Origin of the sequence: Micromonospora sp. NBC_00389 (genome assembly GCF_036059255.1) — a bacterium.
Taxonomy (GTDB): domain Bacteria; phylum Actinomycetota; class Actinomycetes; order Mycobacteriales; family Micromonosporaceae; genus Micromonospora.
Genome location: NZ_CP107947.1, coordinates 2,699,095 through 2,713,422 on the forward strand (window position 1 = coordinate 2,699,095; position 14,328 = coordinate 2,713,422).

The 14,328-nt window shown below is 69.5% G+C and carries 12 protein-coding genes and 1 pseudogene; 5 read left to right on the forward strand and 8 right to left on the reverse strand.

The annotated features are described in order from the left end of the window. Positions 1–44 precede the first annotated feature (44 nt). The gene (locus OG470_RS12825; protein WP_328423964.1) at positions 45–2,411 is read right to left on the reverse strand and encodes a HelD family protein; all 2,367 of its coding nucleotides are present in this window, start codon (positions 2,409–2,411) and stop codon (positions 45–47) included. 625 nt (positions 2,412–3,036) lie between these two features. Here OG470_RS12825 and OG470_RS12830 point away from each other — a divergent pair. Beyond that, positions 3,037–3,846 carry a ComEA family DNA-binding protein gene (locus tag OG470_RS12830; RefSeq protein ID WP_328423965.1) on the forward strand — a complete coding sequence of 270 codons (810 nt, stop codon included), beginning with the start codon at positions 3,037–3,039 and terminating at the stop codon, positions 3,844–3,846. A 742-nt stretch (positions 3,847–4,588) separates the two neighbouring features. Here OG470_RS12830 and OG470_RS12835 read toward each other — a convergent pair. From OG470_RS12835 to OG470_RS12845, 3 genes and pseudogenes are all read right to left on the reverse strand, one after another. After that, positions 4,589–5,488: a nucleotidyl transferase AbiEii/AbiGii toxin family protein gene (locus tag OG470_RS12835; protein ID WP_328423967.1), complete on the reverse strand. Its 900-nt coding sequence runs from the start codon at positions 5,486–5,488 to the stop codon at positions 4,589–4,591. Then, complete coding sequence (locus tag OG470_RS12840; protein WP_328426885.1) at positions 5,485–5,916, reverse strand: type IV toxin-antitoxin system AbiEi family antitoxin domain-containing protein; 432 nt, start codon at positions 5,914–5,916, stop codon at positions 5,485–5,487. The genes OG470_RS12835 and OG470_RS12840 overlap by 4 nt, the downstream gene beginning before the upstream one ends. A gap of 24 nt (positions 5,917–5,940) precedes the next feature. After that, positions 5,941–6,093 (reverse strand): annotated as a pseudogene (locus OG470_RS12845) (type IV toxin-antitoxin system AbiEi family antitoxin domain-containing protein); the annotation flags it as partial. 194 nt (positions 6,094–6,287) lie between these two features. Here OG470_RS12845 and OG470_RS12850 point away from each other — a divergent pair. After that, positions 6,288–7,238 carry a hypothetical protein gene (locus OG470_RS12850; RefSeq protein WP_328423969.1) on the forward strand — a complete coding sequence of 317 codons (951 nt, stop codon included), beginning with the start codon at positions 6,288–6,290 and terminating at the stop codon, positions 7,236–7,238. A 9-nt stretch (positions 7,239–7,247) separates the two neighbouring features. On the opposite strand, the gene OG470_RS12855 is transcribed toward OG470_RS12850, so the two are convergent. Beyond that, positions 7,248–7,469, reverse strand: a complete 222-nt coding sequence (locus OG470_RS12855; RefSeq protein WP_328423971.1) for a hypothetical protein — start codon at positions 7,467–7,469, stop codon at positions 7,248–7,250. A gap of 215 nt (positions 7,470–7,684) precedes the next feature. Between OG470_RS12855 and OG470_RS12860 the strand changes: the two genes are divergently transcribed. Next, positions 7,685–8,320, forward strand: a complete 636-nt coding sequence (locus OG470_RS12860; RefSeq protein WP_328423973.1) for an 8-oxoguanine DNA glycosylase OGG fold protein — start codon at positions 7,685–7,687, stop codon at positions 8,318–8,320. 5 nt (positions 8,321–8,325) lie between these two features. On the opposite strand, the gene OG470_RS12865 is transcribed toward OG470_RS12860, so the two are convergent. Both OG470_RS12865 and OG470_RS12870 read right to left on the reverse strand, forming a co-directional pair. Further along, a complete protein-coding gene (locus OG470_RS12865; RefSeq protein ID WP_328423975.1) occupies positions 8,326–8,694 on the reverse strand; it encodes a DUF4180 domain-containing protein in 369 nt (122 codons plus the stop codon). Continuing rightward, the gene (locus OG470_RS12870; protein WP_328423977.1) at positions 8,687–9,139 is read right to left on the reverse strand and encodes a helix-turn-helix domain-containing protein; all 453 of its coding nucleotides are present in this window, start codon (positions 9,137–9,139) and stop codon (positions 8,687–8,689) included. Before OG470_RS12870 ends, OG470_RS12865 begins: the two co-directional genes overlap by 8 nt. A gap of 172 nt (positions 9,140–9,311) precedes the next feature. Between OG470_RS12870 and OG470_RS12875 the strand changes: the two genes are divergently transcribed. Continuing rightward, the gene (locus OG470_RS12875) at positions 9,312–12,626 is read left to right on the forward strand and encodes an ATP-binding protein (protein WP_328423979.1); all 3,315 of its coding nucleotides are present in this window, start codon (positions 9,312–9,314) and stop codon (positions 12,624–12,626) included. Positions 12,627–12,731: 105 nt separating this feature from the next. Here the strand turns inward: OG470_RS12875 and OG470_RS12880 are convergent, their stop codons facing one another. Beyond that, positions 12,732–13,046 carry an alpha/beta hydrolase gene (locus OG470_RS12880; protein WP_328423981.1) on the reverse strand — a complete coding sequence of 105 codons (315 nt, stop codon included), beginning with the start codon at positions 13,044–13,046 and terminating at the stop codon, positions 12,732–12,734. A gap of 101 nt (positions 13,047–13,147) precedes the next feature. On the opposite strand from OG470_RS12880, the gene OG470_RS12885 reads away from it, so the two are divergent. Further along, complete coding sequence (locus tag OG470_RS12885; RefSeq protein ID WP_328423984.1) at positions 13,148–14,260, forward strand: RNA-guided endonuclease InsQ/TnpB family protein; 1,113 nt, start codon at positions 13,148–13,150, stop codon at positions 14,258–14,260. The last annotated feature ends 68 nt before the right edge of the window (positions 14,261–14,328 follow it).

A 14,328-nucleotide genomic window follows, 5' to 3' on the forward strand; every position in this document is an offset into this window, starting at 1 on the left:
CAGATCGGCGGCGAGGCGACCTGTTGCCGAGCAATCTCCGTGGTTCAGCCCTCTGCGTCGAGGACCTCGCCCGCTCTGGCTAGTACGGACTTCCACAGATTCGGCGCGACCGTTTCGCGGAGTAGTGCGACTACCTCCTCCGCCGCCAGATCGACGAACCGCTGGGAGACGTGTCCTCGGGGTTGCGGGGCGTTGGAAGGCTCCACCGCTGCGCGAGGACCACCGTGCGGGCCGTCCTTGACTTCGGCCGCATCTGACCCAGCGGCTGGATCCGACTTCGAACCGAGCAACTCGTCGAGGACTTCTCCCCACGGGTCCGGTTCGAGCTCCGAACCCTCCTCTGCATCGACCGCATCGCCGGTCCCCGCATCAGAGGGATCATCGGTGCCGTCTGTCGTCGGTTCGCCCGATCCGCGGTCGTCGTCGTTCATAGCAAGCGGGTCGCCGACGCAGACGATGTCGAGATACCTGGTTGTTCTCGTCAGTGCGACATAGAGCAAGCGGTGGCCCCGGTCGTCCTCGGCGACAATGTCTTCGGGCTCCATGACGACGACCGCGTCGAACTCGAGGCCCTTGGCTTCCTGAGGACCGACCAGGTTGATTCCTGGGCCGAGCTCACCGGCGGACGCGGCACGCCAGGCCACGTCTTTGGCCTTCAGCTCTCGTTCGGTGTCGGGGCGGCAGGTAGTGGGGCAGATGATGGCTACGGATCGACCGTGGGATGCGTGCCCCATCGCGACGCGGACGGCCACAGCCGCACGCTCGTCCCCGTCGATCCGGTGGATGAGAGGCTCGGCGGGACCGTCCCGCACGATCTGCGGTGCCTGCACCGTGGGAGCGGCGAGAGGGAGGAGCTGGGCCGCAAGCTCGAAGACCTGTCGAGGTACCCGGTAGCCGTAACGCAGCTCTTGCCGGACCTGGGGAAGATCGGCAGGCAGGTGATCGAGAAGCTCGTCCCAGTCGTCGCGCGCCCAGTGGCCGGTCGACTGAGCGACGTCCCCGACGATGGTCATGGACCCGTTGGCAGAGCGGCGGGCGATGGCTCGCAGTTGCATGGGGGAGAGGTCCTGCGCCTCGTCGACGACGATGTGCGTGAAGCGGGCCTCCACGCTGTTGATTAGGTGCTCGGCCTCGTCGAGCACCGAAAGGTCGGCGTCGCTCCACGTCTCTTCGGAGAGCCGATCGGCGGGCCGCCGGTGCAACAGTGAAACTTCCCGCGCCGTGAATTCGTCACCCGCCGCTCCCATCAGCCGGTCCCGCGAGCCGTAGAGCTCACGCAGGAACGATGCGGCTGTGAACGACGGCCAGAGCCTGTCCATCACGGGATCGAGTGCCGTCCGTAGTCGCTGCGGATTCACGCGGACCCGGGGGGAGACGAGATCGGTCAGCAGATCCCGGAACAGGTGCCGGCGCTCGGAGTATGTGCCGGCGCTGGCACGGCACCGCGCTATCAAGGGCTTGAGCTCCTCGGCGGCTATCGGCACGGGGCGGCCCTCGATCTGCGCCTCAACCCAATGCTGCCCCTCGGGCGGCCCGACCCGAGCGTAGAGAGCCCGCCGCACGAGCCCAGCCATCCTGCCGTCGCCCTTCAGCCTCACGACTTCGGGATCCTCTCGGCGACCACGTTTCACCGGTGGATGCAGCTGGTTGATGTCACGTTGCTCAATGCTCGTGTCACCCAGGCTGGGCAGCACCGTGCGGGTGTAGCGCGTGAAGGTGGGGCTCGGGCCGATGATGAGCACATCCTGGGCCGAGAGTCGGCCCTGACTGTTGAACAGCAGCCACGAGACTCTGTGCAGCGCAACTGCTGTCTTGCCGGTGCCCGGCCCGCCCTGAATGACCAACAGCTGGTCCATCGGGGCGCGGATGAGATCGAACTGCGCCGCCTGGATTGTCCGGACGATGTCCTGCATCGTGCCGGTGCGGTTGCTGTTGAGGTCGGCAAGCAGCGCGTCGTCGACGTCCTCGTGCGCCTCCAGCTCCGCGACGTCAGCGGCCAATTGGGCGAACACCGTGTCGCTGAACGACGTGATCGTGTTGCTCGAGCACTCGAAATTGCGCTTGAGGCGCAGCCCAAACGGGTCAGCGTGACTTGCCTCGTAGTAACGGGCGGCGGCAGGTGCCTGCCAGTTCATGACGAGCAGCTCAGCGTGGTCATCAAAGATCGCGTGATGGCCGATGTAGAAGACCTCGCCGTCCTCGTAATCCATCCGGCCGAAGGCGACGGGTTCGTCCGATCCGCCTATGCGGTTCAGTCGCGCTTGGGTGTCCTGCCTGATCCTCGCGGCGGCGCCGCTGTTGGCGGCAGCGCCTGCGGCGAGACCCAGAGTCGTGCGCATGCGCTCCCGGTGGTCCCAAGCCGCGTCGAAGTACTTCTGCTCGCGACTTAGTTCTTCCGAGACCGGGTACATTTTGGACCTCCCGCTGACATGGCGTACGCCGTAGCGCCTCGCTACGACAAATCGGCCCATCTCGCGCGGAGCCGAGGCCGCTGAGGTCGGCTCAGCGAGTCCGCTCAAGATCCCTCGACCGTACGGTCGGTAAACGGGTTTGTCGCTCGGTCGAGTGCATGTTTGCCAGCTCAACCTTTCGGCGCTGGGGGCGACCGGCCGGGTCTATGGACGAGCGAGATCAGTACGTGGCGTAGGCACCGGGTCTTCAGCGGCGACGCGAAGTGCCGGGAGCGCTCAGGGTGTTCCCTTCACTTGACGTCGCGGCGGGCGAGCCTGCAGAGACGGATGGCCGGTCATAGGATCCAAATTTTCGATTGGAGCGCCGGCAACGTCAAGATCGGACCGGCTGGCTGTCTCGACCCACCGTTCCGTTTGCCTGGTGCTATCCGCCCCGACGATGCGCCGCTGCCTGCCCTGGTGGAAGATCATCAAGCCCTGGGAGTGCGGCATGATCGAGGGGTGCGTTGGGCGTCGCTGATACTCCTGCCGCTGGCCGTAGCCGCCGTGACGGCGGTCCAGCGTCCGCTGGATGGTCGAGACACGAGGACCAACGTGAACGTGCAGTGTCTGCAGGAGGAGCGAGATGTCGAGCGTGTCTAACGGAGGTTGGCAGCCTCCACCAGCGCCCCCGAGTCCGGCGGCGAGCCTCGGCTGGCGGATCCGGCACAGCCTCTGGCTGCTGCTGCCCGTCGTCGGCTGCGGCTTCCTCGCCGGTGCCGGATTCCTCTACGTTGGCCTGCGTGCCCGGCGTCCGGCTTGGTGGATTGCGGGCATCGCCTACCTGGTGATCGGCTGGACGTCCTTCGCCACTATCGGTGAGGCGGACAAGACACGCACCCTGAGCACGGTGGCAACCGCCGCGCTCATGGCGCTGTGGGTGGCGAGCATCGTGCATGGCTGCGTTATCAACCCGTCCTGGCTGCGCTGGCGGGCCGACCATGTTCCCTGGTACGCCCGGCCCCAGGCGCCGCCGCCCACCTGGCCCGGCAGCCAGTATCCACCAGGGCAGGCAGGGCCACCGTCCCTCCCCACATCCGCGCCGCCCGCCGTCGCCGAGATGATGCCGCAGCCCGGCGCCTACTTCGGTAACGGGACCACGGCGGTGCCCGTGCCCACTCAGCCGTCGCCAGTACCGGCGCCGCAACCGCTGTTCGGCGCCATGGCCACGCCCCCAGAGGCCGTGGATGTCAACGCGGCGACGTTCGAGCAGCTCGCCGCCCTTGCTCACTTTCACCCCGAGCGTGCGCAGCGGGTGGTGGCAGAACGGCAGGTGCGCCGCGGGTTCGGCAGCGTGGAGGAGTTCGCGGCCGTCGCGAACCTCGCGCCGCACGAGTTCGCTGATCTCAGAAACCTGGTGACCTGCGTACCGCAGCAAGGACTGCCAGCCAGTTAGCCGCCGTCACCGAGCCGCATACTCGATGTGGTCGCGGCCCGGCGGACGCCTAGGCCTACCTGATCGCAGGCATCGCCGGCGACGTCGTTCCGCTCTGCACGCCGCGCCTGCCGAGTCGGTGGCATTGGCTCTCGCCGGCCGACGTCCCCGAGCTGGGCAGGTCCCGGCAAAGTCCTCAGGTGATGCCGAGTAGGGCCAGCGCTCGGCGGCTGTCGGGGGCGTGGTGGCGGTTGGCGGCGGCGATGTTGGTGATGCCGGCGGTGCGGATGGCGCCGATGGCGGCGTTGCGGAGGGCGGCAAATGACCTGGGGCCCGGTGCCGGTGCGGATCTGGGAGCGGTCTTCGTCGTAGGTCACGTCGCGGACCCAGTGGACTTTGGTTTCGACCGACCAATGGCCGCGGGTCCAATTGGCCAGGTGGGCGGGTTTGGCCTGGTGCACGCGTAGGTCGATGATGGCGAAGACGGTTTCGGTGGTGATGCGTTTCGGCTGGTCCAGGCGCCGGCGACGGTCTCGGATCTGCAGCGTTTGCGCAGCGTGTGGGAAATCGATGCCGGTGGAGAAAGCTCTGCATCCGTGCCGGCCAACGTGGACTCTCGCTATCGGCCACCTGGCGGGACATCCCGGCCCAGCGACGCAACGAGCGGTACACCTGCGAGTCAAAACCTATGACTCGCAGGTATACCGCTCAACAAGACATGGCCAGCCTCAACGGCCGAGCCCTACCGTAAGGCCTGGGATCGTCACCTATCCGTCCAATGCGAGGTCGTCGCGATCCAGGCCCGTCCTCGGGATAGCCCGGTCACGGCAGGGTCGGCAAGCGCAAACACCTGCCGCAGGACCTCGGCGAAGTCCTGGGGAAGACGATCGTCGAGGCGGTGCTTACGGCGCCAGGCGGCCCAGCGCGGCTGCGCCAGGATCGCGTAGCCATCAAGCGCCTGGCTCAGCGGCACGAGCGTCACCTCGCGATATTCCGCGACCCGCTGCAGAGCCGCCACCAGATGGTCGCCGTCGACGTCGTGTCTGCCCGACAGCAGGTAGACGTCCGCGAAATCGCGCCAACGGGTATTAGCCTCACCGCGCTGCAACGCCGTCACCAGCTTTTCCGCGTACACCATCGGTAGTGGATAGCCGGTCACGACGATCTCGCCGTCGAGCAGACGTGGCAACTTGATCTGCAGCGGATCGGGCCAGATCGGGTCACCGACGTTGACGTCGATGTGGAACGTCAGTCGTGCGGCGGAGAGGTTGCCGGTGAGGCTAACGCGCACTCCGGCGTAGACGTCGTCGTCCCGGATCGTCTCCGCCGTGGCGCTTGCCGTGTCGAAGACCAGACCGTCGTCGAGGTGCAGCGCCGAGATCCCGCGAACAATTTCGAGCACCCGATCGGTGCTATTGGAGATCCATCGGCCCTGTAGGTCTACGTCGCGGGTGGGCCGGCGGGCTGCGTACGCGGCCAACAGCACCCCACCCTTGAGCACGAGTTTGTCCGCGTAGGGGGACTTGCTCAGGCGGGCAAGAAAGCCCTCGAGTGCGTAGACCTGGTGCAGCTCGTCCGTGGGCCGCCCGGTGCGGCGGGCCAGGTTCTGAAGGTCGAGGTAGGCGCGGCCGCCAACTGTGGCGCGGGTCGGACGTGCGGTCACAGCAGGATCTCCAGTGCCTCTCGGAGCGGTCGCTCTGCCTTGGGAAACTCGCGAGCGATCGTCAACAGCTTTGATGGTGATGCGCCGGGCCGTCTCAACCAACGCCGCAGCGCCGCGTACGCCAGGTCTGGTCCCTCACGGTGTCGTAGCCGGATCGCGTCAATGATGCTGCGCTCCGGGCCGTAGATCCCGATCGAGGTAGCCAGATCAAGCGGCAGCTCCGTACGTCCGATCTCGAAGGTTGTCGGGTCAAACCAATGCCAGGCGACGGGTGCGGTTGTAGCCGGCCGATGCCGCCCGCGGGGTAGTGCGACATCGATGCGGGAGGGGATTTCGTCGGTGAGGCCGTGACGAGCTAGCGCGGTGGTCAGGCACAGCGTGCCTGAGGGGGCGCGGCGGGCGAGTTCTATGAGGTCAATGTCGGCCATTGCGGCGTCGTGCCGCCGGTAGAGACCACGACCGATGGATGCGATGAGCCCTTGATCCCTCAACCGGTACAGCTGCCACTCAGAGAGGCCAGCGTCGAGGGCCTCGGAGTAGCTAAAGGTGACCGGGAGGGCGCTAAGGGGGGTGCGCCCGGTTTCTGATCTTTCCTCCGACCCCACAAGGAAACTCTATACACATTGCCGCCACCTGTAGCGGATTCCTTGGCTGGGGTTCATGCGGTCCGTTACATGACGTAGTCGGTTTGGAGATAATGCCTGGTCAGGCGACTACCTACCGTCAACCCGTCATCACGAACGGCCTGGGCGTCGGCGTCGTAACACCCGCCCGCCCAGGTCTCAGACGGGAGAAACACATGCGTACCAAGAAACAAGCCCGGCGGTTCGGTGCCCGAGCGTCCGTACTCGTGCTCGGTCTTGTCGTGGCCGGAGCGGTGCTCGCCCCGGCGAGCCCGGCGTCCGCCGCGGTCCCCGGTCTGGTGCGGGTCTCCGTGACCAGCGTCAGCAACTCGGCCGACTTCCACAGCGCCACGGCGACCTGCCCGGTCGGGAAGGTGCTGACCGGTACGGGCTACGAGTTGAACGGTGTGACCGGTGAGGGCATCGTCGACGACCTGCGCCCCAACGGCGGCCCGGCCACCGCGCCGACGGCGGTCACCGTGGGCGCGTACGAGACCGAGGCGTTCGCCGGCAACTGGTCGGTGACGGCGTATGCGATCTGCGCCAACCCGGTGCCCGGTCTGGTGCGGGTCTCCACGACCAGCGTCAGCGACTCCGCCGACTTCCACAGCACCACGGCGACCTGCCCGGTCGGCAAGGTGCTGACCGGTACGGGCTACGAGTTGAACGGTGTTACCGGCGAGGGTGTCGTCGACGACTTCCGCCCCAACGGAGGTGTCGCCGCAGCACCGACCTCGGTCACCGTCGGCGCCTACGAGTCGGACGCCACCGCCCTGAACTGGTCCGCGACCGCGTACGCCATCTGCGCCAACCCGCTGCCCGGGCTGGTGCGGGCGTCCACGGTGGGCACCAGCAACTCCCTCGACTTCCGCAGCGTCGTCGCGACCTGCCCGATCGGAAGGGTGATGACCGGCGCCGGCTACGAGCTGAACGGGGTCACCGGCGAGGGCATCGTGGACGACTTCCGCCCCAACGGCGGTCCGGCAACCGCCCCGACGTGGCCGCCTCGGGTGCGTACGAGGAGGACGCGTTCGCCGGGAACTGGTCCGACACGGCGTACGCGATCTGCGCGACGGCGTAGCAACCACTCATCCGGTGCAGCCGCCGCGGGGCGGCTGCACCGGTGACGCGTCAGGTCAGGAGCCGCCCTGGCGGTGCACTCGCCCCTCCCGGGCGACCGTGGAGCGGCCCTGGTCGCGTTCAGTGCCGGCGGAACCGGTCGCGGTACGGCGGTGCCGTTGGTCGGGTGAGTGCTCCATGGGCGAGCCCTGGCGGCCCGGAGCACCGCTGCCCGGATGCCGCCGGCCTCGCGCCGACTCGCCGCCGCTGTCGTGTTTGTTCTGCTTGTGGCTACCCATGCACCGCGCGTACCCGGTCGCTCGGCGGCTAGTCCTGAGCCGGTCGGGGCCGTGGTGGCGGGCAGCCCAGCTCGACACCACACCAGGTGGTTCACGCCCCTCGATACCCCGATATGGCGTCAGCGGTCAGCGTGCCGGGAGTGCCCAGCCCTAGCGTTCGGGCGACGGAGATGCCTGCCCGCGGCGGGTTGCTCCGCGATTCGAGGGAGGCAGTCATGACGATGGCCGGCGAATTGACGTTGCCGGGGGAACAGGCTCCGATCACCGTCCATCCGGACCGGTGGCGGGCGGCGCTACCGCCGGACGCGTGGCCTGACAACTTCCCATTGAGCGGCGACGTCTGGCGGCGCGACGTCTTCGCCGTGGCCGATGCCTACCGGGCGGGTTCCGCAAGTCCTCGGCAACTGCTGACCGCCGTGCTGGTCTGGGGTTACGGGCCCATCGGGTACGGGCCGTGGCGCGCCGCGAAGTCGCTCGACGCCGATCCGGAGGGCCAGCGCCTGGCGTACGCCCTTGAAGAGGTGTCCGCGTCAGCGCCGGACGAGGACGCGCTATGCACGGCGTACCGCCGCTTCCGCGACCCCAACCACGCTCGCCTGCCGTGGTTGGGGCCGGGCTTGTTCACGAAGGTCCTCTACTTCGTCGGCTACCGGCGCGGTGTGGGTGGGGTGCAGCCACTGATCCTCGACCGCGTGGTCGCCAGCCTCCTCCCCGCCGAGGCCGGCGTCGGTCGCCGAAACGGCTGGTCGTCCGAGGAGTGGCTTGCGTATCTGCGCTGGGCGGCCGAGCAGGCACAGGCCAGGCACACCGAACCGAATGCGCTGGAGATAGAGGTCTTCTACGACCGCTGAGGCGGCTACGACACGGCGCGGAGGCGGGCGTCGAGGGCGTCGAGGTCGGGGACGAACCAGATGTGGTCGGCCCGGTTCGACTCGTGCACCAGGGCGCGCAGCGCCGAGCTCTCCGCCAGGTGAGCCGAGATGTCGCCGACCACGGCCAGCCGAAGCCGGTAGTTCACGAACTTCTGCATCACCTCGCCGGCGAAGCGGGTGCCCAGCGAGAAGAAGCGTTCGTCGAACCGGCTGGCCGGCATGGCCACCACCTGGGCGCCGAGGAAGGCCGCGCCGATCAGGTCCAGCGCGTCCTGTTCGGTGGCTATCGGCGGGCCGGCCGGGTCGCAGACCAGCACCTGCACGCCGACGCGTTCCTGGACCTCGTCAGGCATCGTTGACCTCCCGGTCGAACAGGCCGTTGTCGGCGTTGAGTACGGCGTCGAGCAGATGCAGCAACTCGGCGGTGGCGGCGGGATCGCCCAGGATGATGATCTTCAAGCGGTGCCGCTCCTCGTCGTGCACGGTCTGCACCCGTAGCGGGTTGGCCGGGTCATGGCCGGTGTTGGCGCTGGCGAGCATGAGCGTGCCGAGCCGGTCGGCAGCGGCCCGGTCGACGCCGTCGATCTGCACGATGCTCGACACCTCCGCCGGTCCGGCGGTCGTGGTGGCGGTGCGGGTCTGCCCGGTGAACGCGTCGAGGTCGCTGGCGGCGATGCGGTACTGCTTGCCGATTCGCACCGCCCTCAGCCGGCCGGACCGGATGTAGCCCCGCACCGTGCGCACGTGCAGGTCGAGCCGGTCGGCGACCTGCTCTACCGAGTACATGTCTTCCTTCATCACTCCCTACCCTACCTCAATAGGGAAGGTTAGGGAGTGATGGGGAGTGCGCCCGACGGCATCAGCTCCAGAGGGCCTGCGGAACACCAGGGTCGCCGTCGACGGCGGCCTCAGCAACGACCCGGAAAAGCAGCCGACCGCTGTCAGACGGTTCCAGTACCGTCTGGAAACCATGGACGCGCGGCTCGGCGACGCCATCATCGGGCGGGATCATCCGGTCGGTCTGCTGCGGGCTGAGCTGGATCGGGCCGCTACCAGCCACGGCGGTCTCGTCCTGGTCACCGGCGAGCCAGGCATCGGCAAGACGACCCTGGTCACGGCGGCGGCCCGGGAGGCCCGGCAACGCGGCGCGCTGGTGCTCGGCGCCGCCTGCTGGGATTCCGACAGCGCCCCCGGCTACTGGCCGTGGGTGCAGGTGCTGCGCGGCCTGCAACGCTCCGCCGACGACTGGGCGGTGGCGCGTCCGGCCGCGGAGCCGGCTCTCGCGGCCCTGCTCGGCGAGGCCGACACCAACGGCGAGCAGGTCGGCCGCACCGCCAGTTGGGCCGGCGTTGACACGGGCGCGGACATCGGCGACCGCGAGGCTTTCGCCCTGTACGACGCGGTGACCGCCGCACTGGTCGCGGTCTCCCATGAGCGGCCGGTCGTGGTCGTCCTCGACGACCTGCACTGGGCCGACCAGGCCTCGCTGCGGCTGCTGGGGTTCGCCGCCCAGCACACCTGGTTCGAACGGCTGCTGCTGATCGGCACCTACCGCGACGCGGAGGTCGAGTCGGGCGAGCACCCGCTGCGCCCGCTGTTGATGCCGCTGGTCACGAAGGCGACCACCATCACCCTCACCGGCCTGTCACGGGACGAGGTGGCCGCGCTGATGGCGCGTACTGCCGGGCGGGAGCCCGACGCCGGTCTGGTCGACGAGGTGCACCGCCGTACCGGGGGCAATCCGTTCTTCATCGAGCAGACCGCCCGGCTGTGGCGCGCCGACGGTGCGGGCGGCACGATCGCACCCGGCGTACGGGAGGCGGTCCGGCGTCGGCTGGCCCAGTTGCCCCCGGCCGTCGTCGACGCGCTCACCGTCGCCGCCGTGTTGGGCCGGGAGTTTCACCGTCAGGTCCTGGCGGCCAGCGTGGCGGCGCCGGCCGCGCAGGTCGACCGGCTGCTCGACCGGGCGGTGACCGCCCGACTGGTGGTCGCCCGGGGCGGCGGCCGCTTCGCCTTCGCCCATGACCTGGTCCGGGAGACGCTCTACGACGGGCTCACCGAGGAGGACCGTCGGGCCCGGCATGCCGGCGTCGTCCGGGCGGTCGACGCTCTGGCGGAGCTCACCGAGCGGCTGATCCCGGCCGACCTGGCCCGCCACGCCTACCTGGCCGGCCCCGCGCTCGACCGGGCCCGGGTCACTGAGCTGCTGGTCGCCGCGGCACGGCATGCGTTCTCCCGGCTCGCCATCGACGAGGCGGGGGTGCACTTCGGCCGGGCGCTGGAGGTCGTCGAGGACCGGGCACAGCGGGTCCGGATCCTGGTTGAGTTCGGTCAGCTGCGCTACCACCACGCCGGCCGGGAGGAGGCCGGGCAGTTCCTGGCCGAGGCCGCAAAGCTGGCCCGCACGCTCGACGACCCGGTCCTGCTGGCCCGCGTCGCTCTCACCATCCATCGCACCCGACAGGTGGAGATTGGGCGCTCGGTCGAGGCGGCGGAGCTGGTGCGGGAGGCGTACCGGAGGCTGATCGGCGAGCCGGATGGCACCGCGTCGGTCGGCACGTTGATCGCCGACCTGATCACCGCCACCGAGACGATCGCCCGCCGGGGCCGGGACGACGAGACGCTCACCTTCAGCCTGTGGGCCCGCCACGACACCACCTGGGGGTTGGGCACTGCTGGTGCACGGGCGGCGCTGACCGCCGAGATCCGGGACGTGGCCCGCCGCACTGGCGACCGGGAGACCGAGCTGTGGGCCACCTCGCTGCGCTGGGTGGCGCTGCTGGAGCTCGGCGACCCCCGCTTCGCCGAGGAGTTCACCTCCTTCGTCACCGCCGGCGAGCAGGACGACCTGGCCCGACCTCGGGTGGCGGCAGCCGTCGACGGTGGGATCATCGCGGCGTTCCGGGGTGACTTCGCCGAGGCCGACGAGCGTTTCGCCATTCTCACCGACCTGGCCGACCCGGGCCACGCCGAGTTCGCGTTCATGGGCCATCACGTGCTCTGGTCCCGGCTACTGCTGCAGGGCCGGTTCGACGAGGCCGCCACGCTGCTGAACGGGTTGGGTCCCACCGACTACCCCTACCGGGATCTCCTGCTGGCGATCACCGCGGCGGAGCGCGGTGACGACGAAACGGCGGTCCGACTGACCGCCGGTATCGAGGCCGCCGACATCCGGTACCCGCGTCCGGTGTCGCCGCTGTGGCTGCGGCTGCGCGCGCAGGCCGCCGCGGCGTCCCGCGACCCGCAGCGCTGCGACGACGCACGAGCCGCGCTGGCCCCACACCGTGGGCAGTGGATGGTGGGGCTCTTCGGCTGTGACATCAGCGGTCCCGTCGACCACTGGCTGGCGGTGGTCGACGCCGCACAGGAGCGCTGGGACGGCGCCATCGCCGGTTTCACGGCAGCCCGCGACGCGGCCAACCGGATGGGCTCCCGGCCCTGGGCGCTCATCGCCAGCGCCGAGCTGGCGACCGCCCTGGCCCGCCGCGACCAGCCGGGCGACGCCGCGACAGCGGCCGCACTGCGCGCCGCCACCGCCCGGGACGCCACCGCCCTCGACATGGCGCAGGTGCTCGACCGGCTCGGCGGCCCGGCACCCACCGACGCTGCCAATCCAGGCCAGGTCATCGGGTCGGGCCAGGCCGTCGCGCCGCGCCAGGTCGTCAAGCCGGACCAGGCCGCCGGGTCGGGCCAGACCATCGGGTCGCGCCAGGTCCCGCCGGCCGGAGCGCCGGTCGAGGAGTACGAGTTCCGCCGCGACGGGCCGGTCTGGCAACTCGCCTACGCCGGTGCCGTCGTACACCTGCCCGACGCCAAGGGGCTACACGACCTGCACCTGCTGCTGAGCCGGCCCGGCAGTGACGTACCGGCGGTCGAACTGCTCGACCCGGCGGCCGGGCCGGAGTTGGTCGCCGCCCGCCGGATGGGTGGCGACCCGGTCCTCGACGACGAGGCGAAGGCCCGCTACCGACGGCACCTGGCGCGCCTCGACGAGGAGATCGACCGGGCTGCCGTGCGCGACGACGACCGGAAGGTGGCCGAGTTGGACGCCGAGCGCGGCGCGCTGCTCGACGAGCTGCGTGCGGCTGCCGGGCTGGCCGGCCGGAGCCGGCGGCTGGGCGACGAGGCCGAGCGGGCCCGCAAGACGGTCACCGCGCGGATCCGGGACACACTGCGCAAGCTCGACGAGCGGCACCCGGCGCTCGCCAGCCACCTGCGCGAAGCCGTCTCGACCGGCAGCACCTGCCGCTACCTGCCGACCCAGCCGCTGCGCTGGCGGCTCTGAAAAACGTGAGGAATGGACCCGGCCATCCGAGGGCCGGGATGCCGCGACTGACGCGGGTATCCACGGCCGGCGCGATGCCCGATCGGCGCCGGCCGTGGGTCCGGCTCAGTCCTTGTCAGGGCTGGGGTCCAGGACCCGGGCGAGCCAGTCGGCTTGGGTGCGCCGGGCCGCGGCCGAGACGCGGACATGCGGGAACAGCGCCGAGAATCCGTGGAAGCCGCCGGCCCACAGGTGCAACTCCGCCTGGCCACCGGCGGCCCAGATCCCGGTCGCGTAGGTGACGTCCTCGTCGCGGAAGACCTCGGCGGTCCCGGCGTCGATGTAGGTGGTCGGCAGGCCGGACAGGTCGTCCGCCAGCGCGGGTGAGACGTTCTCGCCGGTGTGCTCACCAAGGACGCTGCGCCAGCCGAATTCGTTCATCAGGATCGCGGCGTGGATACCTCCGCCTTCAGGCGGAGGAGGAAACGCTGCTCCCTCCCTTCAAGAGTAGACTCACATAGGCAAATGCTAGAATGTGAAGCGTGGGTGAGGTGGTGAAGCGTGCATACAAGTACCGCTTCTATCCGACCCCGCTGCAGGCCGATCAGCTCAACCGCACCTTCGGGTGCGTGCGCAAGGTCTACAACCTGGCCTTGGATGCGCGCACCCGCGCGTGGGCGGTGCACGGGCAGCGCAGCACCTATGTGCAGTCGTCGGCGTGGCTGACGGAGTGGAAGCGCACCGAGGAGCTGGCCTACCTCACCGAGGTCAGTTCCGTGCCGTTGCAGCAGGCGCTGCGGCACCTGCAAGCCGGGTTCGCCGCATTCTGGGGCAAGCGGTCGCGATACCCGAGGTTCAAGTCCAAGCGCAAGTCTCGGGCGTCGGCGGAGTACACCCGCTCGGCGTTCCGCTGGCGCGACGGGCAGCTCACCCTGGCCAAGATGGAGACCCCACTGACCATCGTGTGGTCCCGGCCTCTGCCCGAGGGCGCGCAACCGTCCACGGTCACGGTGTCCCGCGACGCGGCCGGCCGCTGGTTCGTGTCCCTGCTGGTGGAAGACCCGTCCGTCGCGGCCCTGCCGCCGGTCGACACGGCGGTAGGGATAGACGCGGGCATCACCAGTCTGCTGACTCTGTCCACCGGGGAGAAGGTCACCAACCCTCGGCACGAGCGCGCTGACCGGCGCAAGTTGGCCAAGGCGCAACGCACCATGGCCCGTAAGGGCAAGGACACCAAGAACCGGGCCAAAGCCCGGCTTGCGGTGGCCCGCATCCACGCCCGCATCGCCGACCGGCGGCGGGATCACCTGCACAAGCTGTCGACTCGACTCGTCCGCGAGAACCAAACGGTCGTGATCGAAGACCTCAGCGTGCGTAACATGCTGCGCAACCACAGTCTGGCCCGCGCCATCTCCGACGCGGCGTGGACACACCTGCGCGACATGATTGAGTACAAGGCCGCCTGGTACGGGCGGACCGTGATCGCCGTCGACCGCTGGCATCCGAGCACGAAGACCTGTTCGGCGTGCGGGCGGATCAACACCGCGATGACCCTTGGCGTTCGTGTCTGGACGTGTCCCGGCTGTGATGCCGTGCACGACCGGGACGTCAACGCCGCGAAGAACATTCTCGCCGCCGGGCTGGCGGAGAGGTAAAACGCCTGTGGAGGGACGGTAAGACCCGACCCGCGCAAGCGGTGAAGGCGCGGCCCGGTGAAACAGGA